General features: G+C 46.9%; 12 protein-coding genes. 10 read left to right on the forward strand and 2 right to left on the reverse strand.

Annotated features, from left to right (window positions below):
• Positions 1 to 425 precede the first annotated feature (425 nt).
• Together F5971_RS16360 and F5971_RS16365 are read left to right on the forward strand one after the other, a co-directional pair.
• The gene (locus tag F5971_RS16360; protein WP_036508572.1) at positions 426 to 854 is read left to right on the forward strand and encodes a hypothetical protein; all 429 of its coding nucleotides are present in this window, start codon (positions 426 to 428) and stop codon (positions 852 to 854) included.
• Between the two features lie 2 nt (positions 855 to 856).
• A complete protein-coding gene (locus F5971_RS16365; protein ID WP_036508574.1) occupies positions 857 to 1,297 on the forward strand; it encodes a hypothetical protein in 441 nt (146 codons plus the stop codon).
• Positions 1,298 to 1,597: 300 nt separating this feature from the next.
• On the opposite strand, the gene F5971_RS16370 is transcribed toward F5971_RS16365, so the two are convergent.
• Positions 1,598 to 2,641: a phytanoyl-CoA dioxygenase family protein gene (locus tag F5971_RS16370; RefSeq protein WP_223116351.1), complete on the reverse strand. Its 1,044-nt coding sequence runs from the start codon at positions 2,639 to 2,641 to the stop codon at positions 1,598 to 1,600.
• A 363-nt stretch (positions 2,642 to 3,004) separates the two neighbouring features.
• On the opposite strand from F5971_RS16370, the gene fdxA reads away from it, so the two are divergent.
• A complete protein-coding gene (fdxA, locus tag F5971_RS16375) occupies positions 3,005 to 3,328 on the forward strand; it encodes a ferredoxin FdxA (protein ID WP_036508576.1) in 324 nt (107 codons plus the stop codon).
• A 24-nt stretch (positions 3,329 to 3,352) separates the two neighbouring features.
• Here the strand turns inward: fdxA and F5971_RS16380 are convergent, their stop codons facing one another.
• A complete protein-coding gene (locus F5971_RS16380) occupies positions 3,353 to 4,258 on the reverse strand; it encodes a LysR family transcriptional regulator (RefSeq protein WP_036508579.1) in 906 nt (301 codons plus the stop codon).
• A gap of 135 nt (positions 4,259 to 4,393) precedes the next feature.
• Between F5971_RS16380 and F5971_RS16385 the strand changes: the two genes are divergently transcribed.
• From F5971_RS16385 to F5971_RS16415, 7 genes are all read left to right on the forward strand, one after another.
• Positions 4,394 to 6,571 (forward strand): malate synthase G, encoded by a 2,178-nt coding sequence (locus F5971_RS16385; RefSeq protein WP_193496086.1) that lies wholly within the window; start codon positions 4,394 to 4,396, stop codon positions 6,569 to 6,571.
• An 81-nt stretch (positions 6,572 to 6,652) separates the two neighbouring features.
• Entirely contained in the window at positions 6,653 to 8,332 is a 1,680-nt protein-coding gene (locus F5971_RS16390) for an ATP-binding protein (RefSeq protein ID WP_193496088.1), read from the forward strand.
• A 20-nt stretch (positions 8,333 to 8,352) separates the two neighbouring features.
• A complete protein-coding gene (locus F5971_RS16395) occupies positions 8,353 to 9,081 on the forward strand; it encodes a response regulator transcription factor (RefSeq protein WP_193496090.1) in 729 nt (242 codons plus the stop codon).
• Between the two features lie 340 nt (positions 9,082 to 9,421).
• On the forward strand, positions 9,422 to 21,229 hold the full coding sequence (locus tag F5971_RS16400) for a hypothetical protein (RefSeq protein WP_193496092.1): 11,808 nt from the start codon (positions 9,422 to 9,424) through the stop codon (positions 21,227 to 21,229).
• 89 nt (positions 21,230 to 21,318) lie between these two features.
• The gene (locus F5971_RS16405) at positions 21,319 to 22,650 is read left to right on the forward strand and encodes a TolC family protein (RefSeq protein WP_193496094.1); all 1,332 of its coding nucleotides are present in this window, start codon (positions 21,319 to 21,321) and stop codon (positions 22,648 to 22,650) included.
• Positions 22,640 to 24,826 carry a type I secretion system permease/ATPase gene (locus tag F5971_RS16410; protein WP_193496096.1) on the forward strand — a complete coding sequence of 729 codons (2,187 nt, stop codon included), beginning with the start codon at positions 22,640 to 22,642 and terminating at the stop codon, positions 24,824 to 24,826. Before F5971_RS16405 ends, F5971_RS16410 begins: the two co-directional genes overlap by 11 nt.
• Before the next feature lie 11 nt (positions 24,827 to 24,837).
• Entirely contained in the window at positions 24,838 to 26,031 is a 1,194-nt protein-coding gene (locus F5971_RS16415; RefSeq protein WP_193496098.1) for an HlyD family type I secretion periplasmic adaptor subunit, read from the forward strand.
• Positions 26,032 to 26,163 lie beyond the last annotated feature (132 nt).

Consider the following 26,163-nt stretch of genomic DNA (forward strand, 5'->3'; position numbering starts at 1 on the left):
ATGTAATAATTGACTAGAAAACATCAAACTTATCATTTATCATACGTTTGTTTGACACATGCAGATCGATTTGTTCAAGCATCCAAGGATAAGGACGTATGTGGTTATTCCATTTCTATGCAAAGTATCGGCTTCCTTTATAAAGGATTTCTCTGTAAAGGGACACAGAAGTAGCCTATAACTTCATACTCTTATCCATCGGAAAAAAAGCTTTATATTAAACAAGTTAAAGTAAAAAACCGTGAGGTATCTACGTTAGAGTGCGTTTGCCCACTATAGGTAAACTCAGTTATCCGAACTTCACTGTTGCAGTATAGATAGATTGAAATGTGGGTTGCCCTACAAAGGGGAAAGACGATACTAAGTAAAGCTCAATATATTCTGAATATATTGTTCGCATTATTTTCAAATAAAGGATAAAGAACATGGATTTTAAAAGAACAGAAGCAAAAATAACAATTGCAAAGCTGATTGAGTTGGCTTATTCAAAAAATAAAGGGATGACGGCCAAAATTATGGCAGAAAAGGGTAATGCACAATTAACTGTAGATCATAATGGAAATGCAACACTTTCTGGCTCAGCAGGTATGTTAACCTTCAGTGGAACGCCTGTGTTAGAAAATGTGGGTGCTAAAATCAAGCGGATTAATATAAATTTCCGTAATGAGGAAGGAATGAAAGTTGATTATACTGCAACTTTTGATCTGGAATATATAAAGTTATCGGTAATGGGTGATTTTGATTTAGAAGAATTGATGACATCTTGTTCAGGTTTACTGTGTCAAGCTGCCCGAGCATTTAAAGGTAGAGATCGTGCTTACAATATGGAATTGCAGAGAATAATGGGGCATTAAGAATGCAAAAAATCTTTTTTAATTTCATTCTTATCTTATTTCTAACAGGCTGTGTATCTATGCAAGCCTCTTCTTCTGTGCTGTATCAAGAGTATTCAAAGTACCAGAATAGTGTGAATAAAAATAATGTTGTTGAAGTGGCTGGTAATTTTTTTAGTCCATCACTTCTGGGTGAGGATTATAGAGTAAATTTAGGGGCAGTTAGTCAGTTATTATTTAAGAGTTACATGGTGGAGGAATTCAGTTACCATGAAATGAAAAATGAGCAAGAAGGCTGTCTTACCATCAATGGATATGATGAAGAAAATGCCCCGTTAATATTTAGTCTTAAGTACATCTTGAACGATGGCCGCTGGCTAATTGACAATATTCATGTTGTTTTTGTTGAGCACGTAAAAGATTTTTCTGATAGCGCAAAATGCCCAAACGAATATCCTGAATAAGACTATTAAACCGGTGGCAATTCAGGTCTGACTATGTCATTGGAAAGCCGCATGGTGGCTAGCCTCTAACCGACAGGAACTGCCGCCGGGTTAATAATCAAAAGCTAAGGGGCGCACTCAAAGGTGTGCCGTTTAGCTTGGTTATATAAAAATGTCCTGTTTACAGGATGGGGTGAGTCCATTGAATTCGATGGATATCACCCTTAATTGCCTAGCAGCATTCCTATCTGTTAACGCTCATCAGCTCTACGTATAGTCAGCTCTGAAGTATAGAATCGCCACTCTAGCAAGAGGGGATGCTCAATGGCTCCGATCAAACTTCCCTTCATAATTGCGTTGAATCCCTTCTTTAATTTTTGCCCGATCTTGGCGTGCCAGTTCGCCTTTCCATACCCACTCGAAAATGCGGCTGGCGGCTTTTGGGAAGGGTGTGAAAATAGGATTGAAAGGGTTGTCCCTTGCTTGCATCCAGACCGTCATGCGGTGACTGCGTTTTTGAGCGACACCTCGGCAATGGAAACCGTACACATTTGCCACAAGCAGTGTATTGGCCGGAACATGCAGCGCGGTGGCTTGTAAGCCCATTTCCTCTAGTGCTTGCGGTGTCACTCTAAAGGATCCATCCCAGTAACGACCTGCTGGGCGATCCTCGCCTTTTAACGAAGCAATGAGGCTTTCTTTGTATTCCCACTTTAATCTTGCCCAGGTTAAACGGTGAGAGCGAGGGACATACACATGAGGACCGTTATCATCATTGGCCGGATCTAAAAATAACCAGCCTTTGACACAAGGGTGAAAGGTATCCGCATGCAAGTCGCGCTGAGGGTCGGCTTGAGGCACCACGTTGGCGTGATTACAGAGGTTCTCAATAAAGAAAAAAGGTGGCCTGTTTTTTGAAGAACACCAACGCATTAAACGATCGAGGGGTTTGGCTTGTGTAAACGCATTCAGCTCGGGCAGGGTCTGTCGAATATCTTCCGTCATAAAGCTGCGTTGCGTGAGGGTTGTTCCTTCAACAAATTCACGGATCAAGCCTGAGTAGTTAACCGCCTCTGATTGCAAACGTTCAAATTGCTCGGGTGGCAAGTAGTTCTCAATTAAAATATAGCCTTCTCGGATAAACTGACGACGCTGCTCGGCTGGAACAAGAGGCGATAGGAGCCATAGTCTTAGATGAAACAAGGCTTGAGCGATGACCACGCGTGTGACATGCAAACCGCAACGATTGAGCCAATAGTTTCCGAGGATTGGGTTTTGACTGAAGCTTTTTGCCCAAGTAAAGGGTTCAATTATCCAGATAAACCAACGTAGAGCAGGTGATAAAAGACGTGAAAGCGCTTCCATAATGTTACGCGTAAGTAGGGTTGACACGTTCGAGATTGACAAAAGACAGTCTCGCACAGCCGACAACTCAGATGGCCGCGTACCTCCTGTAATGAACGATCCAAAGTAAATAGGCTAACTGGAATATGGCGTCAAATCTCAGTTAGACTTCAACGAGAATCTTAACAGTGCTGTTACACTAGGCCAACTTTTTTCTTTAATCGCTTGTCTTAATGTTTAGCGTTGAAGGGACTTTAAGACCTTGGTAGGCGAGGTTTGTACTCCCCAGTAAAATGCACGGCGTCAGAGGCTCTGGGAGGCAAAGTGTGCTAAAGTTCACCCGTTTATATAATGTGATTTCAGCGATTCATTGGAGTGTTACAAATGGCGTTTGTCGTAACTGAAAACTGTATCTTATGTAAGTACACAGATTGTGTTGCGGTCTGCCCGGTTGACTGTTTTTATGAGGGGCCTAATTTTTTGGTGATTCATCCGGATGAGTGTATCGACTGCGGGCTTTGTGAGCCAGAGTGTCCAGCGAAAGCCATTTTTTCCGAAGACGATCTACCGGATGACCAGCTCGAGTTTGTTCAACTGAATGCTGAACTGGCCGAAATATGGCCAAATATCACCGAATACAAAGCGGCACCCGCTGATGCTGCCGACTGGGATGGCAAGGCAGGCAAACTGCAGTACCTGAAGCGTTAAAGCGCTATGCCGTGCAGCTCTCTACTAACTTTCCCAATAACCGGGTTCATTATAGGTCCGCTTCAAAAAATCAATAAAGTAGGCAATCTTTGCGGGTAAAAAGCGCTGCTCAGGGTACACCGCCTGAATATTGTATTCAGGCATAGCGTACTCATCTAAAAAAGTCACGAGCTCGCCGGAGTTCAGCTCTTTTTGGATTTCCCAAGTCGAACGCCAACTGATGCCCAGTCCGAGTTTAACCCAGTCATAGAGCAGTTCACTGTCATTGCAGTCTAGATTACCGGAGACTTTGATGGTGACGCGTTTATTGTCGCGAATAAAACTCCAACCGCGATGCTGCCCACCCATTAGATTGAAGGCCAAGCAATTATGCTCGGCTAAGTCTTCTAGTGACTGGGGAGTGCCGTGGCGTTCGAGGTAAAGAGGCGATGCGCAGAGAACGCGCTTATTGGGATAGAGCTGTACAGGTACATAGTTGGGATCTTCAACTGCGCCAATGCGAATGGCAAGGTCGTAGCCTTCGCGCACCAGATCGATCACGCTGTCCGTCAGGTTAAACGAAATGCGCACATCCGGAAACAAGGCCTGAAAAGCAGGGCCATGCGGCGCTACGTGTTTGCGACCAAATCCCGCTGGTGCCGACACCACCAGATGTCCGCGCACATTGTGCCGATTGGCCGTAATGCCCGACTCCAGCGTGTCGAACTGCTTCAGCAGTTGTTGAGCTCCCTCTAAAAACTGCTCGCCAAGGTCGGTCAGTTTCAGGCCACGGGTGGAGCGATGCATAAGTTTGACACCGAGGCGTTTTTCTAAGGCATCTAAACGCCGTCCCATTATAATGGGGGTGACGCCCTCAATGACGGATGCGGCTGCAAAGCTGCCGTGCTCTGCCACCAAGGTAAAGGTTCGAATCTCTGTATATCGGTCCACTCAATACCTCAGGTATCGACAGAAAATAAAAAATTGCTCTTCCAATAGTATACTGCCTTTTTATAGTATCGAATCAACGAGAATCCTAATACAGTGTCATCCTTAGTCATTGTGTGAAAATAAGAGGCGTTATCCATGAGTCAGCAACGAATTCAGGTTGAAAATCTGCAGGTAGCAGAAACACTTTATGATTTCATTAATAATGAAGCGTTACCCGGTACAGGCGTCGATCAAGTTGCTTTCTGGAAAGCCTTCGATCAAATTATCCAAGATCTAGCGCCTAAAAACCGCGAACTGCTCGCGAAGCGTGATGCCATCCAAGCACAACTTGATGAGTGGTACGCTGCTCGTAAAGGTCAGCTTTTAAATATGACCGAGTACAAAGCCTTTTTATCTGAAATTGGCTATCTCTTGCCAGAAGGCGATGATTTCACAGCGACCACCACCAATGTAGACCCAGAAATGGCAACCCTGGCCGGGCCTCAGCTCGTTGTGCCGGTTATGAACGCACGTTATGCGCTGAATGCGGCGAATGCGCGTTGGGGGAGCCTGTATGATGCCTTGTACGGCACCGATGCCATTGGTGAAGACGGCGGTGCTGAAAAAGGAGCAACCTACAATCCTGTGCGTGGGGCTAAGGTAGTCGCTTTTGCACGTCAGTTTTTAGACGATGCCGCCCCCTTGGCCGAAAGCTCGCATGTAGGGGCAAAAGGCTACGCCATCGTAGATGGGGCTTTGCAGGTCACCTTAGTCACGGGTGAAACAGTCGGTTTAAAAATGCCCGATCAACTCGTGGGTTACTTGGGAGATGCATCACAGCCTTCAGCCATCGTATTGCGCCATAATGGCCTGCATTTCGAAATTCAATTTGATGCGAACAGTGTCATAGGTAAAGCTGACAGTGCAGGTATTAAAGATATTTTGATGGAGTCTGCTCTTTCCACCATCATGGATTGTGAGGATTCCATTGCCGCCGTTGATGCAGATGACAAGGTTCAGGTTTACCGCAATTGGTTAGGTTTGATGAAGGGTACCTTGACCGAGAGCATTGAGAAAAACGGCCGTACCTTTGTTCGTGAAATGAACCCAGACCGCGAGTACACAGGCGTTGACGGTCAAACCGTAACCCTTAAAGGCCGCAGTTTGATGTTTGTCCGTAATGTCGGCCACCTGATGACCATCAATGCGATTTTGGACAAAGATGGCAACGAAATTCCAGAAGGCATCATGGACGGTCTTGTGACATCGCTCATCTCCATTCACGATGTGAAAGGATTGGGCAAGTTTAAAAACAGCGTAACAGGCTCTATGTACATCGTTAAGCCAAAAATGCACGGCCCTGAAGAAGTCGCCTTTGCGAATGAACTTTTTGCACGTATTGAAGATGCCTTGGGTCTTGAGCGCTTTACCCTGAAAATGGGCATCATGGATGAAGAGCGTCGCACCACGGTTAACTTGAAAGAGTGTATTCGTGCCGCGAAAGAGCGAGTCGTCTTTATCAACACGGGCTTCTTGGATCGCACGGGCGATGAAATGCACACCTCGATGGAAGCCGGTCCTATGTTGCGTAAAAATGACATGAAGGCCACGCCATGGATTAAAGCCTACGAAGATTGGAACGTTGATAATGGCTTGCTGTGCGGTTTGCAAGGTCGTGCTCAGATCGGTAAAGGCATGTGGGCCATGCCAGATCTGATGGCCAATATGTTAGAGCAAAAAATTGCGCATCCTTTGTCTGGCGCGAATACCGCTTGGGTTCCATCACCCACTGCCGCAACCTTGCATGCGATGCACTATCACAAGGTTGATGTGTTTGCGCGTCAGGAAGAGCTAAAACTACGTGCACGTGCCAGCCTAGATGATATTTTAACCATCCCCGTGGCTGTTGCTCCGAATTGGTCGGCTGAAGAAATTCAGCAAGAATTAGACAACAACGTGCAGGGTATCTTGGGATACGTGGTTCGTTGGGTGGATCAAGGCGTTGGCTGCTCGAAAGTACCCGATATCAACAATGTGGGCTTAATGGAAGACCGTGCAACTTTGCGTATCTCCAGCCAACACATTGCTAACTGGTTGCATCATGGTATCTGTTCGGCAGATCAAGTGATGGAAACCATGAAGCGCATGGCGAAGGTTGTTGACGGTCAAAATGCCAATGATCCCCTGTATCAGCCAATGGCCGCCGACTTTGACAAGAGCGTAGCCTTCAAAGCCGCCTGTGAGCTGGTGTTTGAAGGACGCAAGCAGCCCAATGGTTACACGGAGCCTGTTTTGCATCGCCGTCGTATTGAGGCGAAAGCACTGGCTAAGTAATCGAATCCTGATTAAAGCTGTATAATGAAAGGCACCTACTAAACTAGGTGCCTTTTTTATTGATGCTGAGATGCTAAAACGATGCAGAATCCCTGTGCTTATATTAAGTTTTTCTGTTTGATTTTTTTTAGTTTAATCCTGTCTTTTACAGCTACGGCCAATGTGGTTTTAAATGAGCAGCAACAGGCGTATTTAGCCGAACTGGGGCCCGTCAAAATGTGTGTTGACCCGGATTGGGAGCCTTATGAGCGTCTTTTACCCAATGGGGATTTTGTTGGAATTGCGGCCGATCTTATCCAATTAATTGCACAACGTACCGGTGTCGATCTCAGTGTGTACCCGACAGATGACTGGAATCACAGCTTACAGGCAGCACAAGCAGGTGATTGTCATGTAGTTGCCTTTTTAAATAAAACAGAGGCACGCAGTCAGTGGTTGTTATTCACAGAACCTTACTTCAACGATCCGAATGTTTTTATTACGCATCAAGATCATGAGTACATCCCCAATCCCGCAGGCCTAGTGGATAAAGTGGTTGTACTGCCAAAAGGCACCAGTATTGAAGAGTTTGTTCGACGTACCTATCCTAATTTAGTGATCACCGTGGTCGATACTGAAAGAGAAGCGGTGGCGATGGTCGAGCAGAAAAAAGCAGATATGACCATTCGTTCATTAACTATGGCGGCCTATACAATCCGTCAGCAGGGCTTGTTTAATTTAAAAGTGTCAGGCTTACTGCCGAATTTTGATAATCACTTTAGAATCGGCGTTCTTCAGTCAGAACCCTACCTCAGAGACATATTGGATTTGGGGGTCGCCACTATCTCACCCCAAGAAGTTCAAGAAGCATTAAATCGCCATGTATCAATTACTGTGTACCAAGGTATAGATTACAGCTTGGCTTTTAAAACCAGTTTTTTCTTCATTTTTTGTCTGGTGTTGTTTTTATACTGGAACCAGCACCTGAAAAAACTGAATCATGCGCTTTCAAAACAAGACGTGTTACTCAAAGAAAAGGTCAATGAGAAAACGGAGCTGGTGGAAGCGCTCAACCTTACGCGCTTGAGGCTGGAAAATGCTCTTAAGGAGGAGCACGAAGCACGGTTAGAACAACAGCAGTTTATGCGTATGGTTACACATGAATTTAGAACCCCGCTCACTGTGATTCAGACAGGTTTTGAACTTCTCGCACTGCAAACTGATCCTGAACAAAGGGAAAAGACCTTACAAAAACAAAGTCAGGCCACTTCGCAGCTGATTGAGTTGGTGAATAACGCCCTTGTCCAAGATCGATTTGAAAACTCTGCATGGCGTCAACACTCTGAATGGATTGAAACTGAAGAGATCATGCGCTCACTTAAAGCCTATGCAGGCACGATTTGTTCAAAGAGTTTTACGATTGACATTCAAGTTGAATCAAAAAAGTTTTTAGGCGATAAACAGTTACTCTTGATTGCGTTGAATAACCTCGTTGATAATGCGGTTAAATATTCCCCACAGGGGGGTAGGTTGCAACTCAGTGCAGGCCCATTTGAACAAGGTGTTTTGTTTAGGGTCAAAGATCAAGGCATCGGTATACCAATAGAACACCAGTCAACGATTTTTGGTAAGTATCAAAGAGGCGCTGTTGAAGGTGTAGCTGGTTTTGGGCTAGGCTTGTATATAGTCCAGCGTATTGTTTACTTACATAAAGGACGCATTGAATTGATCAGTGACGAAGGACGGGGCAGTGAGTTCAAGCTATGGCTCCCCTTACAATAAAAAATAATAAGGGTCTATGAATGCAAGGTAAACGTATTCTTTTGTTAGAAGATGATCATCATCTGACTGACATTGTCAGTGAGTTTTTACAGAATTATGGATATGAGGTGACAGTCACCCATACTGGGAAAGCGTTTTCTGATCAGTTAGTCAGCGCGCAATTTGACTTAATCATCATGGATTTGAACTTGCCCGATGCAGATGGAGTCGAGCTGCTCTGCTCGATGCGCCAGCATCACAATATGCTTGTGTTTATTGTTTCCGGTCGACAGGGTAGTACTGTCAGACTCGATTGTTTTGAAAAGGGCGCGGATGCCTATATCACCAAACCCTTTAGTTTGTTGGAGCTGGAACTGCAAGTGCGCAATGCGCTTGTGCGTCAAGATCGATATGCTCAATCAGATGCCTCTTCACCTCAGGATGCAAAAGCCATACATCAATATCCCTTATTTGACGGTTGGTATGTGTGTACAAAAACGCAAAGTGTTCAACATAACCAAGACGGTGAAATGAGCTTGACGCAAGGGGAATACCAGCTATTGCTCTTTTTACTGCGAGCCAATGGTTCGGTGGTTACCCGAGATCAAATTATCGAAGGTTTGTCTGAATCCGCTCGTTTAACCTGCGTCGAATCAGTGAATGCGTTGATCTATCGTATCCGTAAAAAATTCATCAAGCATTGTGGCATCAGTCCATTAGTGACAGTATCAGGAGCAGGGTATCGAGTGGGTCAAAAAGAGCGTTCCTGAGAGGCGTTCTGGCTTGATCTGCTCCGAAAAATGCCACTCAAATATAAATAGATCTGTTTCAAACAAGTATTGATGCGGATCAATTTTCTCCAATAAATCTGCTTCGTTCATTTTTCGTTCATTACCTTTATTGGCTTCCTTTGTTAGAGTCAAGACGCATGGCATATCTCAATTTAAGATAGGTAAAGCCTTGTAAAAACTAAAACTAACGCTTGTTTTGGTTGAACTGAAGAGTGATGCATAAAGCTATTCGTCGGCGGCTATGAATAGCTTTGTGCATCTAAAGTGCCGAAACATGATCATTACTATGACAAAGAATTACTCTTTGGAGAGCGCTCGAATGGAAAATGAAAACCAAGGCTTAAATGTTTCAATTGATACAACTACTCACCAAGATGCACCTGCATTTACAGAGGTGAGCCTGCCTTTGAGCCCAGAAACACACGAAGCGAGTGGGGTGATACCACAATCCCAGAATGAGGCTCTCACAAGTACATTCGAAAAAAACACAGTATTGTTAAAGAGAGCCAAAAAAGAACTTGAGGAAGAAGAGGACGTCTTAAGTCTGGATGAAATGATAGATCCAGCCACTTTAGGTGACTTAACGGCGCAAGTTGTTGCTGCATCAGATGAAATGTCCACTGATGAACCCAGCGCCGACGAGGCGGCTGCGGTGTTGTCTGATACACCGTCGGCAGGGGGCGCAACAGGCTCAATATCCCCTTTGTTTGTGGGGGCGGGCTTGCTAGCGGGAGTTGCTTTAACCTCGTCAAGTAGCAGCTCTTCCAGTGCCCCTTCGACGCCTGACCCTGTAGAACCGACGCCTGTTGATCCAACTCCCGTTGATCCAACGCCAACCGATCCCACTGACATTATGGAACAAGACCCTAACCCGGGTAATCCACGTGAGGTTGAGGCTGAATCTTTTGTTATACGTTTAGTCGGTACTGAAAATGAAGATGTGTTTGAAATCACTGCGCCAAATGCTACCCGCATTGAAGTCATTGGTGATATCAAAGGCTCCAACGATGATGTGGTCTTTAAGATTAACGATGTCACGGCAGGTAGTCGCGATGTACGAACGATTACGTTAATTACCAACATTGATGGATCAAATAATAAGCTGGTATTCGACTTTGCGGATGCAAATGATGTCGTTAAGTTAGCCGCAGATAGTGACATCAAAGGCTTTAGTAAAATAGAAGTGAAAAATGGTACGTTGGATCTGTCCGGCGTTAATATCTCTGGCATCATTGATATCGAAGTCAACTCGGGCGTGGTGTTGACTCTGTCACAATTTAAAGCGCTGGCATCTTTAGTGAGCGTATCTGGGCATGGTGCGTTAACACTTGAATTGAGTTCTGAAGATGAGTTAGCAGAGTTAGAGGCCTATTTAGCCACGCCAAACCTTACGTTAATAGGCTTTGGTGCCGATGAAACTGGCGGTGTATCGATTCAAATCAACGGCGAACCCGTTGAGAATGCGCAGGTTGATGCCATTATAGAACGCATCGATGCCTTATCTTTTCCATCCATTCCGCAAATTTCAGGATTGATTGATTCTTTACAGCAAAAAATAGCGGCATTAGAGGCTACATCAGGCGCAACGGCGACCGAGTTGGCCTCGTTAAACGCAGCCATCTCCGCACTCGAAGCGGATATCGATGCACTAAAAATCGTTGCTGAAGCGGTTGGTGACACCTTACAAGCTCAAATAGCCACGTTGTCTCAAAAGCTGACAGATGACTTAGCTGCTGCACAAACCACTCTTCAAGCCAATATTGATCAAGTCGCTGCCAATCTATCGGCTGAGTTAAACTCAGCTGTAGCTGATCTCCAAGCACAGATTGATGGCCTGAGCACTGAAAGCGCGACAGCGGCTGATTTGTCGGCCTTGGCTGCTCAATTAGCAGCGACTCAAGCCGATCTCGCCGCTTTAGCGACGCTATCTGCGGCAGGCGATGCTGCGAATGCAGACGCGCTAGCGGCTGAGGTTGCGAGCTTGAACAGCGCGTTGGTCAGCGCTCAGACGCAAATGCAAAACAAACTGGATCAAGCGGTCGCCAGCATTAACGTTGAATTGGCGAATCTGCAAGATCAGATTAATGCTCTAGATGGTGATCAAGCACTGGAATTGGTATTGGCACTGCAAGCTGCCTTTACTGAAGCTGAAGCGAAAATCGCAGTTCTCGAAGCCTTTATCGCATCGGCTGAAGCCGCTGACTTAGCGGCGGCTCTGGAAAGCGAAGTGGCGGCACTTTATGCCGCATTAAGTGACAATGTAGCGACCTTGAACAGCTCACTGACAGTACTTCAAGCTAGCCTGCAAGCCAATATCGATCAAGTGTCCAGCGATCTGTCAGCTGCTTTGAATGCAGCGATTGCTGATCTGCAAGCGCAAATAGATGGCCTGAGCACTGACAGTGCAACCGCGGCTGATGTATCTGCTTTGGCTGCTCAATTAGCAGCGACTCAAGCCGATCTAGCCGCTTTAACGACGCTATCTGCGGCAGGCGATGCTGCGAATGCAGACGCGCTAGCGGCTGAAGTTTCGAGCTTGAACAGCGCGTTGGTCAGCGCTCAGACGCAAATGCAAAACAAACTGGATCAAGCGGTCGCCGACATTCATGTTGAATTAGCGAATTTGCAAGATCAGATTAACGCTCTAGATGGCGATCAAGCGCTGGAATTGGTGTTGGCACTGCAAGCCGCCTTTGCAGAAGCTGAAGCGAAAATCGCAGTTCTTGAAGCTTTTATCGCATCGGCTGAAGCGGCTGATTTAGCGTCTGCACTGGAAAGCGAAGTGGCGGCACTTTATGCCGCATTAAGTGACAATGTTGCGACCTTGAACAGCTCACTGACAGCGCTTCACACCAGCTTGGTAGCCTACGTTGATCAAGTGTCTAACGATTTGTTTAACTCATTGGATAGCAGCCTGACCAATTTACAGATGCAAATTAATGGTCTGGAAAATGCCACCGCAGCGAACTTGTCTGATTTAGCAGCTGAACTGGCTGCGACTAAAGGCGAACTAGCGGCTTTGGCAACTTTGTCAGCAGCAGGCGATGCGGCCAATGCTCAAGCCTTGGCTACTGAAGTGGCAAGCTTAACGTCAGCGCTGGCTGCACTCGAAACCAGTTTAGAAAACAGCATAGTTGAAGCGACGAGCGCACTTTCTGCATCTCTAAATGCAACGATTGCAGATCTGCAAGCACAAATCACTGGGTTGAGTGCTGAAAGTGCGACAGCGGCTGATTTATCGGCCCTAGCCGCTCAACTGACAGCCACTCAAGCTGATCTAGATGCTTTGGCAACCTTATCGGCAGCAGGCGATGCAGCGAATGCCAGCGTACTAGCAGCTGAGGTTATCAGCTTAACATCGGCATTAGAGTCATTGGAAACGCATTTACAAGACAGTATTGACCAAGTTTCAAGTAATCTCACAACGGCTCTGGAAACCGCCATTGCTGATCTGCAAGCGCAAATTGATGGCTTGACTACAGACAACGAAACGGCGGCTGTGGATTTAGAGGCTTTAACTGAAGAAATTGAGACCCTCAAACAAGAGATAGACGATTTAAAATTAGCGCTAGGCGTTGATACGGGATTGTCGGACACACTTGAGGATCTTCAAGACCAAATTACCGACCTTCAAGCACAAATTGATGATTTAAAAGCGGCATTAGAGGCACTCCAGCCGCCCACTGATCCTTTCGAAGGCGACACCTTGGTTTTCACGGTTGCTGAGCTTTTTGGCAGCAATGGCACGGCTTCAGTCAACATCATTGCAGAGGCACTGCTGGACGCACTGGCAAACTATGACGCCAGTACCATCACCATCAAAGTGACTGAGCCTCTGACGGTTGCGCAATCCACAGCGCTGTCACAAGCGGGCTTAGTGGCAGGAGCAGACAAGGTCGAATACGACATACGCGACTATGCGACAACGGTGCAAGCGGCCCTCGCCAATCCAGATCAAAGCTTAGCATTAGTCGGTGCAGGCCAAGTTGTCGCCATTGGCAATGAGTTGAATAACACCCTTGATATGGCGGCCATGACCTCGGATATCAATCTTCGTGTCGAACTGGACGATGGCAACGACACCTATTTTGCAGGTCGCGGTGATGAAACTATCGTTGGTGGTGCCGGTGCTGATACCATCTATTTGACTCACCGTGACGGGTCGGTGGATACGGTTGTTTATCAGAGCATTCTAGATGGACAAGTGCTGCCAAGTGCCAGTATTGCTTTCTCAACGGATGAATCTGATTATCGTGAAGGGACGGTGTTAACTCTGACGGTTAATGGACACTCTTACTCCTATACTCTTGAAAAAGGAGAAACGTCGGAGGTTGGACTTCAGGCATTAGCCGATTTGCTAACGACGTCTTCATCTATCATGGGAGTCACAGTTAATGCAGATGAAGCTAAGTTAACAGTGTTTGCGGCTTCAAGCCCTCTGCAGTTATCCGGTGGACATAACGGTACCGAAGCCATCGTCAATGATGGGTTAAAAACGCAAGTGGTTGTGAATTTTTCAAGCAATGATCAAGACTATCCTGCTAATACCAATGGTACCAATACAACAGAATTTACGCGTTATTTGAGTGTGACCATTAGTGGCGTGGTCATTAAAGCCGAGGTTGTTGCGGGAGATGCTAATGCGTCTGTTACTGCTTTAGTCGCTGCAATTAATGCGGCACGTTCAGTTGAGGATGAAACAACTCTTGTTGAGGAGGGTATTTATTTAGGCGATATTATCGACGAGGCGAGCGCTCAAGGAACTACAATTACCTTGACTGCTTTGAAAGTTGGAGAGACTGATGGGCCAACTTTTAGTGTGCAAGAAGCAAGCATTGATGTACCGGGTGTGCAGCAAGAGGTAAGTGTTCAGTTTAGCTTGGATGATACTTACTACTATGAAGGCGGCGAGCTACGTATTAAAATCAATGATGACACGATTGCAGTCGAGATGGTCGCTGGCGATGCTAAGGCAACAATAGAGAAGTTGAAACAAGCGATAGCGGACCAAGGTCTTGGTAGCCTTGAGTCCATTGGATTTAGTGTCACAGATTTTACAGTCAAGCCGACAGCTCGTACGGGATTAGCCAATAATATTCTTAGCTTTTCAGCAAATGATTTAGATCTTAGCAGTGCTACGGGTATTCAAATCCTACAAACAGGTTCAAGTGTTTTTAGATCATCTACTGCTGGGAGTATTGGGTTTAATTTCCATTTATTAGAAAATGCAATATACGAAGATGTGAATGCGTTAGTGACTGCTATTAATGCTATTTTAAGTTCGGATCCTGCTTATCGATTAACAGCAAGTTACAATAGTGAGTTTAACTCGTTAGACTTTCAGGTGACCTCAGGTGGATTTAACGCACTTATCCCTGTCTCTGCACTGACATTCAAGGGACAAGTAACTGATGGCATTACCCTTCTATCCAGCACCGAAGGCGAAGATACCCTAAGTATTACAGCTGAAATGGATTATGCCGGTGAGGCACAGCAAGCAACGCTTGAGTTGAACAGCAACTCGGGCAAATACACAGGATTTACCTTCGATAACGATGATATCGGCCCAGGCAATGACCGTGCGGCTGATGTCTATTTTGAAGACGGTAAGGTGTGGATCACGATTACCCCATTAGATGCCAACGGTGAGAAGGATACAGTGAATGCTGTCCGCATTTCGGCTGAAATGGGTGCAAACGCGGCTGAAACGCAGGCGAATTTGGTTGATGCAATTAATGAAAAAGTGAATGGATCAATTATCCCAGCAACACCCAATACATATACCTTGTCTAATTCAAACTATCCAAGCGGAGAACTACAAGAAAGTTATCTGTTAAATGGTTTTTTTCATTTAATTACTTTTAATGATGGAATTAATAATATAAACGCAGACTATTTGAGTGGGCATGTAAAAACGTTAGCTGAACATATAGCTGATTTAAATGCACACTTCTCTTCATTGAGTATAGATGCAACAGCTGAAATTGTTGATAACTCGGTTCTAGTAGTCAAAACACCTTTAACACTCACATTTATGAGGTCTGATGTTTTCTTTCAAGTTGAACAAGGCTATCCATTGGGCTCGATAATACTGACGGTTTCTAGCTCTGTGTTAGGTTCACCCGAATCCTTAGATCAACCAGACCCAGTGCTATCCCAGCTCTTGGCTGGTGCCGAGGTGTCTGGAAATGGCATCACCTTAACGGCCAAAGACAACGCCAAGCAAACCTTCGAAATCAGCGATATTACGCTGGATTACCAAGGCGTGAAGCAAATTGCGACGGCGACCTTTACTACGTCGGATGAGGCCTATTATCAGGGTGGGCGCATTACTTTAGAGGTGAAATTGGGTGATGGCGATTCCATCACCTTCGCAGTGCCAATGAAAGCAAATGAGGGACCCGCATTAGAAACACTAAATGATCTCAAAGCGCTACTACAAGAAGCGATCAATGATGAGACTCATGATCTGTACATAGGCGATGTCATCGGTGCTGTTCTCTTTAATGAGAGCACAGGCGAATTCACTCTGGTTTCAAAAGAGAGTGTGAAAGAAGCCTTCACCATTGAAAAAGCCACTATCTCAATCGAGCCTGTGCAGCAACAAGCGACGGCGAGCTTTAGCAATGATGAGGCTGACTACTATGAGGGTGGATCAATTGGTTTAACCGTCAATGGTAAGTCGTATGTGCAGGAGATGTTAGGGTCGACTTCAGGGCCTGCTTTACTGTTGAATTTTAATATGCATGGTGATGTTGATATTACTTTGACACAAGATGATTTAGTTATTTTTAGTATTCCATTCTTCACCCTCTCAATAGATCATCAAAATTACGATTACAATGAATTCACTTATTATGCAGTTAACGAGCATAATCAACACCATCATCAAATCCCTGTTGGTATCTTTTTACTATGGCTAGAGAGCTTGGATGGTATAGAGCGTGCAGAGTTAACCGAGGGCGAAAATCAGATAAAAATAACTCCAGACTCTGGCGTGACAATTGATTTTACAGGCTCTTTATGGATTGCAGATGCAGACACGCATTATTATTTTAATCTTCATAGTGCTAGTTTAGGCTCTGTTGTTTTTCAGTCAGAAGAAAGTATTATTACTTCAACCCTAGAGGCCCTAAAAGCACAAATAGAAGCCGATATAGCACAAGACGATGACGATAGCTTCGGCCTGGAGTCAATCACCCTTAACGGCTCAACCTTCACCTTCACTGCGAAAGATGCGGAAGATGGCTATGGTGAAATCAATATCACCGACGTCTTTAAAACGCTTCCTGCACAGGCACAAATCACCGAAGTCGACTTCAGTGGTGTATTGCCGCAAAGCGTGCTTGGTGGCGAGCAACCTGAGGTCAGTTTAGGCATCGCTGGCACCCAAATCACCGCCAAGGCGGGTACGGATGACAATGCCACTGTCATTAATCTTGCTCAAGCTCTTATAGATGCACGTGATGGGGTCTTTGAAAGCAATAGAGTAGCACAAGGAATTGCCTCAGAACCCGCTGTGTTGCGCATTGCGCTTCCAGAAGGTGTTAGCCTTGATTCAATTCTATCCTCTGATCAAAGCTATCCTTTCTTTGAAATAGCGATCAACAATGGTTCCATGCAACCATTCAGTTGGCATGATTCGAATGATTATCCCGGTGTCAATGGCACTGCTACGTTTGCGGAGTTCATTGACTATTTAAATGCAGGGTTATCTCCAGATGCATCGGTAGAGTTTGATGCGGATTCGAATGAGCTTGTCCTGACAAGCACTAGCGTCGGTGAGTCGGCTGCACTGACATTAAGTGAGTTCCGTATCAGTGGCTTTGTGGAAAAGGCAGAGTTGTCTGATGGTGTCGATGTCGGGCCGCTAGAAGCTGAGGGAAGCGATGGCAATGGCTCCAGTACGATTAAAATAGGACTTCCTGATCTTTTTGGGCCTACAGACGGATCACACCCTATCTTTGGCCTTGCAGCAAACTATCATTCAAACTTCAACCTTGTAATATCAATCAATTATGCAGGCGAGGAGTTAAATCTTCAGTTTGTGATGAAAGATGATATATATGGCGATGATAGCTTTTTAGCGGGCTATAGTTTGAGCGTTACGGGTGATGGAATTGACCAAGTTCGATATTTCGATGGCTTAGGTACTCAAAATTACAGCCTCTCTGAAGCAATAGGGTATATGAATGGTCAATTGGACAGTATTTTAACTGCTTTAGAATTGCCCGATCTAGATATTATGTATGATGAAGGTGGTATTGTCTTAATCGCAGCAGAGGGTGAATCACTTGCTCTGCTGAATAATAGTTCTGGGCATGCATTTAGTATTTATGGAAATATGCCACTTGATAACGACATCTATGAATTTACAATGGATCAAGATGGAGTTCTTGTTGAAAACTTCCACCCTGAATATAGTTTAACACTTGATGTGGTAGAGTCTTCTGGTGGAACATTACCGGCTAAAATCACCCTAGAGTTAGAAAATGTAAATGAACAAGACTTCATCCAATCCGGCTCAAGTGTCACGCTGCGCTTAACGATTAATGATGGCGAAGATGAGTATCCATTTGAGATAGTAGAGACGCTTCAAGCAGATACGACCATGGCCCAACTAGCCGAGTTGTTTACGCAAGCGCTAGAGGGTAAGGCCACGGTAGAGTTTGACGAGAGTCTAAATGCCTTTGTCATCACATCCGATGCCACAGGTGCAGAGGTTTCGATCAACTTGACTGAATTTAGCTTGCCAGCAATATACAATTCAGACTTCACAGTAATCGATCAGTTAGAAATTTATGTTTTGCATGGCTCCGCACAAGGCAGCGAATACTTCGCCCTAATAGGTGAACAGCCTCTGTCGGCTGATGACGCCCTCAGCTTTGAACGGATCGAAGGCACTTTAATCATCAATGACACTGAGGTCGTTATTGACTTTATGCCGACTCAAGCCAGCGATGGGGCTAAAACGGGCTCCAGCGTTCAAGATTTTATCGACTACCTTAACAGCTTCACGCTTGTAGAGTCCGTTGAGTTAATCAATGGTGTCATTGCTATCACGCCTGTCGTTAACCCTGATGGGCCAACGACAATCGACGCAAATCTGAGCTTCAATGTTCAAACGGACCGCTATGCCGAAGCGGATTACAGCAATGCAGTCGTTGATCTTACGGGCGCAGAGGCCGTAGCCTTTGAGCCAGCTGAACCTGCAGCCTTAACCATCGACTTCTTCTACACAGGTACACCGACCAGCTTTACCAACTTCGATATTCGTTTGAACGTGAATGATGGCCCGCTTTTACAGGCTCAGGGAGTGATCGCAGCAGGGTCTTCGTTGGCTGACATAGCGACTGCACTGAATGCCAGCTCAGCGTTTAGCGGTAGTGTTGTGTTTGAAGCGGTTGGTAGCGATCAGTTGATTGCACGTACTGTCGAGACCGGTGCTGAGGCGAAGCTGTCTTTTGTGAGTGCAAGCCTCTTTACGGATGTGGGTGCGGGTACGGGCGTGGCAAATGACTCACCTGCCAATGGCAAAGATGAGGTCCTAGCTGAAGACGCGAAAAACGCCAGTGTGCTCTTGACTGAGTTTGCCAACCTGAAAGAAACCGCAGTGCTCAAAGACGGCGATTATGACGTTGCGCTTTTAATTAATGGTCAACCAGTTACTGAACAGTTCAATGCCACTGGCGATGCGACAGTGACCGATTATTTAGCGTTCATTGAGTCAGCTTTGCAAGGAATGGCAACTGTTGAACTGACGGCCGATGGCTTACAAATCACGACCCTTGCCACTGGTGATCTAGCCAGTATCGAGATCGCAGCGGGCGGTTTGTCATTAACGACCTTTGCCGTGCCTGTTGCGGCCATTGCTGATAGCGTTGGCAAGGTTAACGTTGACGGCACAACCTTGATTCTTACAGGTAAAAACCCGGGTCCAGATCAAATGAATGTGGATGATCAGGGCTACACCTATCAGGTGATTGATCCAGATCTGAGCCGAGTGCAAGTGATCGATTTGAACTTCTCAAATTCACAGTTGGACAATGTCAGCACCACGCCGAAAGGCACTCTGATTAGTGTCACTGTAGATGGCATTACGTCCTCCGTGAAGCTCTGGGATGGCACTGATCCGGAAGATGCAGTTACACATGTCAATGTTGCAGGTCTGACCAGCACACGTTCAGAAGTGATTGTTGCAGCCTTAAAAGCACAGATGATTTTGGATCATGGGTTGTCTTCCGCCCCATCAGAGAGCCAGTTAGGGATGGTATTACAGGGGTTTGTTAATATCGCGACAGGTGAGTTTGAGGAATCAGCGAACTCGAATAGTCTGCGGTTAGTGTCCGGTGAGTTTGGGCCGAACAGCTTGGGCAGTATTGCCGAAGGCAGTATCAGCGTTCTTGTTGTCAATGCGGCAAATGTAACCTTGACCAACGCAGTGTCAGCTGAAACTGTTGAAGAGGGCACCTTTGTATTTAAGGATGAAACATCCAGTCTTAAGGTCTTTGATAAAACTCATGAACCTGGCAGTCAGTATGCGCAAACAGGTCAGGATGCCGCAGTGGTTAACTACAATGATTCAGCCAGTGGCAGTGCAGCAGGCTCGGACTATTTATTGACGCTGTTGGGCGATAATCTTGCAAACTTTATAGATGGCTATACCAGTGGGCTGTCCTTGAGCCAATTGTTTGATCAATATGGCATTAACAAAGACTACCTCTACGATGAGTATGCATTGGGTGAGTATACAAATACAGCACCTGATGACTCATTTGCCTCAGTGACGGTGACAGAGTTGGCAGGCTTAGTCTCCGGTGGTCGCACGGCAAGTGATTACGCGCTGAAAGCCGGTAGCTACAGCTTCACTATCCATATTGATGATCGTGAAGCTGTTGAGATTGAATTTACAGCGGGGACTAGCCGTTCACTTGCTGACTTGATCAAAGAGTTACGGGATCAAGTGAATGTAAATTGGATACATAACATTGCCACCATTGAGTTAACACAAGAGGGTTTGGTGATTACATCAAGCGACTCAGGTGCAAGCTCTGCGGTCAGTTTCTCATCTGATACGCCTCTGTTCATACAGTCGGTGGCGATGCTCAATGGTTTGCTGGATATCAATGATCAAGTTAAGGAGGGTGTTGAAGCGAAAGATGTTGATGAAGCTTGGGTTAATCCTGGCACGGATCACAACAATGACTTCGAAAACGCATCTTACTATGGGGATTCACCTCTTTCAGGAGAGAATAATGAAGGTGTGCAGCAAACGCATACCAACCCTGAATCAGGGTATGTAGCCGATGCCCATTCACCTAATCCTGATGCTGGCAATACCAATCAAGGTGATGACTCCTTATTTGGATCGGATCCAGGAATCTACACGGATGCAGGCTTAGTGACGGACTATTTAAATGGCGGAACGCAAAACGGCGATGGCGTCTACACTTCAATTGATGACAAGGATCTCACCACGATCATTACAGAGACAGAAACGGTCGAAGGTGAGGACGCGAGTGAGTTAACCGCGAGCGATTCTGAAGACTTGGACATCGAGGTCGTTGAAGAAGGATTTGCTGAATATGCTTGGGATGACTCAGTCGTCGCTGTTCTCAGTAGCGGTATCTCGGGCCCTGATGTGATTCATCACTTCCAAGTTGAGCATGATTTGATTGCCTTAGAAGGTGATCTGTTGCAATCGACGGTCAGTGGTGAGGTTGAATATCAAACCAGTGTGACGAATCCAGATGGAGAGGTATTGGCATTTGGCTTTGATCTCAGTGAAACGGAGTTCGGTTTCATCAGTGCGGCGCATAATCAAGCGGCAAATACGACCGTTGCGGCGGCGGATTTGACCAATGCTGAGAAAGTGGCAGACTTGCTAAACGATCTGTTTAACTTCAACGCTGTTACCGACAATCATGAGATCAACACCTCGATCTTTGCCGTTGCGGCGGCTGACAATGCCGATGTGACCGCCATTTGGGCGCATCAGCAATCCTCAACGGATGACAGTAGTGTGGAATCCTACGAGATGAAACTCTTGGCGTTGGTGAATACCACGGGAGGTGAGTTAACCGCTGAAAACTTCTTGCCGCAACCGTCTGAGCAACTCTTGGGTTAATGAAGTTTAGTCGTTAGTGCCATCAAAAAACGTCGCCGGGCAGCCGGCGGCGTTTTTGTGTTTTGATTAAGACGATAAGGACAACAAGCATGGTAAATGTGTCAAATCGATTTGGGTGGACGTCTCGCCTTCTTGCGTTACTTTGTGTCAGTGGTGTGTCGGCGGTCAGTGCCGAGGAGTCCGTGCGCTTAGCGTTAGACGAGAAGTTTGATGCGCAACAGGCTCAAACCCAGCAAATTCTCCATGCCCCTGAAGAGCGCTTGGCAGACTTAATGCGAGAAGCGCTGTCACAGCATCCGAATATCCGGGTGAGTCAGGCCGAGTTACAAGCGGCGCAAGACGATCGTGAAGCGGCTGAGTGGGGGCGATTCCCATCCGTCGGTCTCGACAGTCAGTGGAGATCAGGTGGCTTGCAATCCACCGCCCGTATTGAACAACCCTTGTGGACGGGGGGGCGGATACAGGGCAATATTGATTTCAGCGAGGCCCGTGAAAACGACGCGCGCGCCGGGGTGATGGAAACCCAACTAAAATTGCTTGAAGACACCGCATCGGCTTTCTTCGAGATCTTGCGATTGCAGTCACGGATTGCCATTGCCAAAGAGAATGAGCGTGAGTTGGAAACCCTGCTGGGCACCATTGAACGTCGTGTCCGCGCTGAAATCAACCCGGTTGCGGATCAAACGCTGGCCTCTTCGCGTTTGTACCAAGCACAGGCCGATGTGCAGGTGTTGATGCGTCAATTAAGAGTGGTGCGCAGCCGACTGAATCAATTGGTGAACCGCGAAGTGTTTCATTTGGTCACGCCACAAACCTTTGAGCTGGTCACGGTGAATGAGCCTTGGGTCGCCGATAGGGTCGTCAGTTATTCGCCTACACGTGAGCGTTTGCTCACTCAGGTGCAGCAAGGTCGAGCTGACATTGCCATTACCCGCGCACAGAGTTTACCATCAGTGGTGTTGGGACACGAACAGCGCGTTGGTAAGCGTGCGAGCGGCGAGGACTCATCGCGCAGTTACGTTGGATTGCAGATGCAACTGGACTCTGGCTTAGCGAATTTCTCTCGGGTAAAGGCCGCGCATGCGCGACTGGATGCCGCGACGGATCGCATTCAAGTGTATGAGCGCGAATTGCGGACGACAATTGACAGTTTGCAAGCTGAGATAGACACCCTGGAGCAGCAGATTCCGGCAACGCAGAATATGCTGGCAGCGGCTGAGCTCATTGTTGAGTCTTACTTACGCCAGTTTCACGTGGGTCGAAAAAGTTGGCTGGATGTGCTGAACGCGCAACGCGAGAAAGCTCAGGCTCAAGCCCTGTTGGCTGACTTGCAAGCGCCATTAGAACTGGCCAAACTGCGGTTGTTATTATTAAGTGGTGACATTAACGAGAACACCTTAGGACGTTTGGATGAGTATTGAGACTTCTCAAACCACCCCCCCGATTACCCCCGTCGCCGAGACACGCAATCCGCGTGAAGCCTTAGCGGGTTTGTTGTCAAAGTTAGCTGGCCTGAAAGGCCAAGCCATGCCAGCGTTTCGTCTGAGCCTGATTGAGCAAAGCCGAGACGGTCTGTCATTGGATGATTTGCCTTGGCGTGATCAGTGCATTGAAATGTGGGTGGCCGCCTTCCCCAAAGGGCAGTGGCGACAGACTGAGGTTAAAAAGCTCGCACCCGGCGATTTTCCATTACTTTGGGTCGCAACAGACCGTGCCCTTGCCTATCTTGTGAAAGGGCGTTTAAGTCATGGTGCTTGCCGTGTTGAGACACTGGATGGCAAGTCCCTTGAACTTCAGGCCTCGGAGCTGAAGGAGGGCTTCTGGCTGACCCTCGAGGTGTCGGACGTCGTAAGTTCTATGGGCGACTCCGCTCCTAAAAGCGCCAGTGACTGGTTTGCTTTTGCCTTGCGTAAGCATCGTCGTGTGTTTATGGAAGGGGTTTTTGCGACCTTTATTATCAGTTCGTTAGCCTTGTTTTCGGCGTTGTACACGATGCAAGTCTATGACCGTGTCGTGCCAACACGGGGTTTTTCCACTCTATGGGTGTTAACCATTGGTGTGATGGTGGCCATACTCTTGGAGTTCATCATGAAGCAGGCGCGCTCTTATATTGTTGAGCGAGCCTCAAAGCGGATTGATTTGGAATTGTCAGAAGTGTTTTTTAGCAAGGCGATGGATATCCGTATGGATGTTCGTCCGGCGACGGTGGGCACCTTTGCGTCTCAGATTCGTAACTTCGAGTCCGTTCGCTCATTTATGACGGCGTCCACTTTGTTTATTTTAGCCGATGCGCCCTTTGCGTTGTTCTTTATTGGTGTGATTGCCATCATTGGTGGACCTGTGGCGTTGGTGCCCTTGGTGATGGTGCCAATTGCGGTGATGACGGGCTTTTTGGCCAGTCGTAAAATTAAGGAATATACGCGCTTGCAAATGGCCGAATCGAACCAAAAAAATGGCTTATTGATTGAGTCAATTGATGGTATCGAGTCGATTAAAGCAGCCGGTGGCACATGGAAAATGCAAGACCGTTATCGGCAGTTGACGCAAACCCTGTCGGCAAATGAACTGCGCTTAAAGCTGTTGTCGATGCGCTCCACAAATTTGTCGCAATCCATTCAGCAAATTAACTATGTGGGGATGATTGCGGTGGGCGCTTATGCCATCAGCAATGGTCAGCTTTCGATGGGCGGTTTGATTGCCTGCTCGATTATCGCTGGTCGAGCCTTGAGTCCAATTTCGCAAATTCCACAACTGGTATCCCAGTGGAATAATGCCAAAATTGCACTGGAAGCCTTAGACAATATTATGCAGGTACCTAGCGACCGTGAAGTGGACGCTAAACTCATTATTCCCGAGGCGTGTGAAGGTCGAGTGCGTCTAGAAAAGGTCAGCTTTGGGTATACACAAGAACGTCCGACCTTTGCCTCTTCGGCGTTGTTAATTAAGCCGGGTGAGCGCGTTGCGGTGATTGGCTCTGTCGGCTCGGGCAAGTCAACCTTGATTAAACTCTTATCGGGCTTGTACAAACCGCACGCAGGCAGTGTCTACTTAGACGACATTGATATGCAGCACTTGGCACCGGCGTTTTTGCGTGAGCATATTGGCTATTTGCCTCAGGATGTTCGCCTGTTTAACGGTTCGCTAAAGGCCAATTTAACACTAGGCTTGCCAACCCCGAGTGATAGCCGTATCTTGCAGGCGGCGGCACTGACAGGATTGGATCAAGTGATTCAGAATCACCCTCAGGGGCTTGAGTTAGAGATTACCGAAGGTGGGCGTGGTTTATCCGGTGGGCAACGTCAGTTGGTGGGGTTAACCCGTTTGCTGTTGGCGCAACCTAAGGTGATGCTCTTGGATGAGCCGACCGCGTCGATGGACTCTCGACTTGAAGCTAAGGTCATGAAGCATCTGTTCCAAGAAATTTCTCCTCAGAGTATTTTAGTGGTGGTGACGCATAAACCCGCCGTTTTACCTCATGTGGATCGAATCATTGTGGTGGATTCCGGGCAAATTGTGATGGATGACACGCGTGATAAGGTGTTGGCTTTGATGCGACAACCGACAAAAACACCTGCAACAGACACGGCCCCTCACTAAGTGGAAAATTTATGAAGTTGTTATGGTTTTTACGAACCTCAGACGCCTCGGCATCGAGTCATGAGGACAATACTCAGTCACCACGGATTGTGATTTGGGGAACCCTGTTGGTTTTATCTTGCTTTTTTACTTGGGCATATTTTGCTGAACTGGATGAGGTGACACGGGCTCAAGGTTCGGTTATTTCCAGTTCCCGAACGCAGCTGATCCAGTCGCAAGACGGTGGAACGCTGGAGGATTTGCTAGTGCGCGAGGGTGACAGCGTTGAGGCTGGGCAATTGCTGGTGCGTTTGGATCGCACCCGTGCTGAGGCGGCGTATCTGGAAACACGTGCTCAGTATGCCAGTTTGTCCGCTATTTCGTCACGTTTGCTGGCCGAAGCCTTGGATCAATCTCCGGTTTTTCCAGACGTTCTTGATGATTATCCGAGCCTTCGTGCCAACCAAATGGCTTTGAAGCAAAAGCGTCAGGCTGCCTTGAATGAAGAGCTAGCAGCCCTAGCGCAGGTGCGGGGGTTGTTGGAGCAAGAGCTGCGCATGAATCGGCCTTTGCTTGCATCTGGTGATGTCAGTCGCACCGAGTTGTTGCGTCTGGAACGACAAGTTGCAGAGATGAACGCGCAAATCACGAACAAGCGCAATGCGTATATGCAAGAGGTGCAAAGTGAGTTGACGCAGGTCATGGCTGAATTGAGCAGTGTCGAGCAGCAGTTGGCGCAGCGTCGCAATTTGATGGAGCAAACCGAGTTGTTCGCACCTATGTCGGGTATCGTTAAAAACGTTCGCATTAATACGCTGGGCGGTGTCATACGTCCGGGAGAGGAGGTGATGCAGATCGTGCCTTTGGAAGATGATTTGCTGATCGAGGCCAAAATTAACCCAGGTGACATTGCCTTTTTACACGTTGGGCTGGATGCCCGTGTCAAAATTGATGCCTACGACTTTACCATTTACGGTGATTTACCGGGTCGTTTGATGTTCATCAGTGCCGACACGCTAACAGATGACCTGCAGCAGGGGGAGCAGCCGTATTATCGGATACGTGTTCGAACCGATGGTCGTAAGTTTAGTGCGACGGATCGGGAGTTGGATATTCAGCCGGGGATGACGGCAACCGTCGAAATCAAAACCGGACGCCGCACGGTGTTGCAGTATTTGACGAAGCCGATTATCAAAACTCTGAGTGAATCGATGGGTGAGCGGTAATACGGGTAAACCGAGCCTAGCGTTTTACAGCCTAACCCAAAACAGCGTATAATCGCGCCTTCAACTACTTATCTGGAAAAAGTCGGATGCTGGCGCATTATATGGCTGTGACTCCACCCTAGCGTTCCCTTT

The sequence above is a fragment of the Nitrincola alkalisediminis genome (genome assembly GCF_009821115.1).
GTDB lineage: Bacteria > Pseudomonadota > Gammaproteobacteria > Pseudomonadales > Balneatricaceae > Nitrincola > Nitrincola alkalisediminis.

Bases quoted from the DNA above. Each gene is read 5' to 3' on its own strand.
- F5971_RS16360 (WP_036508572.1), top strand. From the start codon at position 426: ATGGATTTTAAAAGAACAGAAGCAAAAATAACAATTGCAAAGCTGATT.
- F5971_RS16365 (WP_036508574.1), top strand. From the start codon at position 857: ATGCAAAAAATCTTTTTTAATTTCATTCTTATCTTATTTCTAACAGGC.
- F5971_RS16370 (WP_223116351.1), bottom strand. From the start codon at position 2,641: ATGGAAGCGCTTTCACGTCTTTTATCACCTGCTCTACGTTGGTTTATC.
- fdxA (WP_036508576.1), top strand. From the start codon at position 3,005: ATGGCGTTTGTCGTAACTGAAAACTGTATCTTATGTAAGTACACAGAT.
- F5971_RS16385 (WP_193496086.1), top strand. From the start codon at position 4,394: ATGAGTCAGCAACGAATTCAGGTTGAAAATCTGCAGGTAGCAGAAACA.
- F5971_RS16390 (WP_193496088.1), top strand. From the start codon at position 6,653: ATGCAGAATCCCTGTGCTTATATTAAGTTTTTCTGTTTGATTTTTTTT.
- F5971_RS16395 (WP_193496090.1), top strand. From the start codon at position 8,353: ATGCAAGGTAAACGTATTCTTTTGTTAGAAGATGATCATCATCTGACT.
- F5971_RS16400 (WP_193496092.1), top strand. From the start codon at position 9,422: ATGGAAAATGAAAACCAAGGCTTAAATGTTTCAATTGATACAACTACT.
- F5971_RS16405 (WP_193496094.1), top strand. From the start codon at position 21,319: ATGGTAAATGTGTCAAATCGATTTGGGTGGACGTCTCGCCTTCTTGCG.
- F5971_RS16410 (WP_193496096.1), top strand. From the start codon at position 22,640: ATGAGTATTGAGACTTCTCAAACCACCCCCCCGATTACCCCCGTCGCC.
- F5971_RS16415 (WP_193496098.1), top strand. From the start codon at position 24,838: ATGAAGTTGTTATGGTTTTTACGAACCTCAGACGCCTCGGCATCGAGT.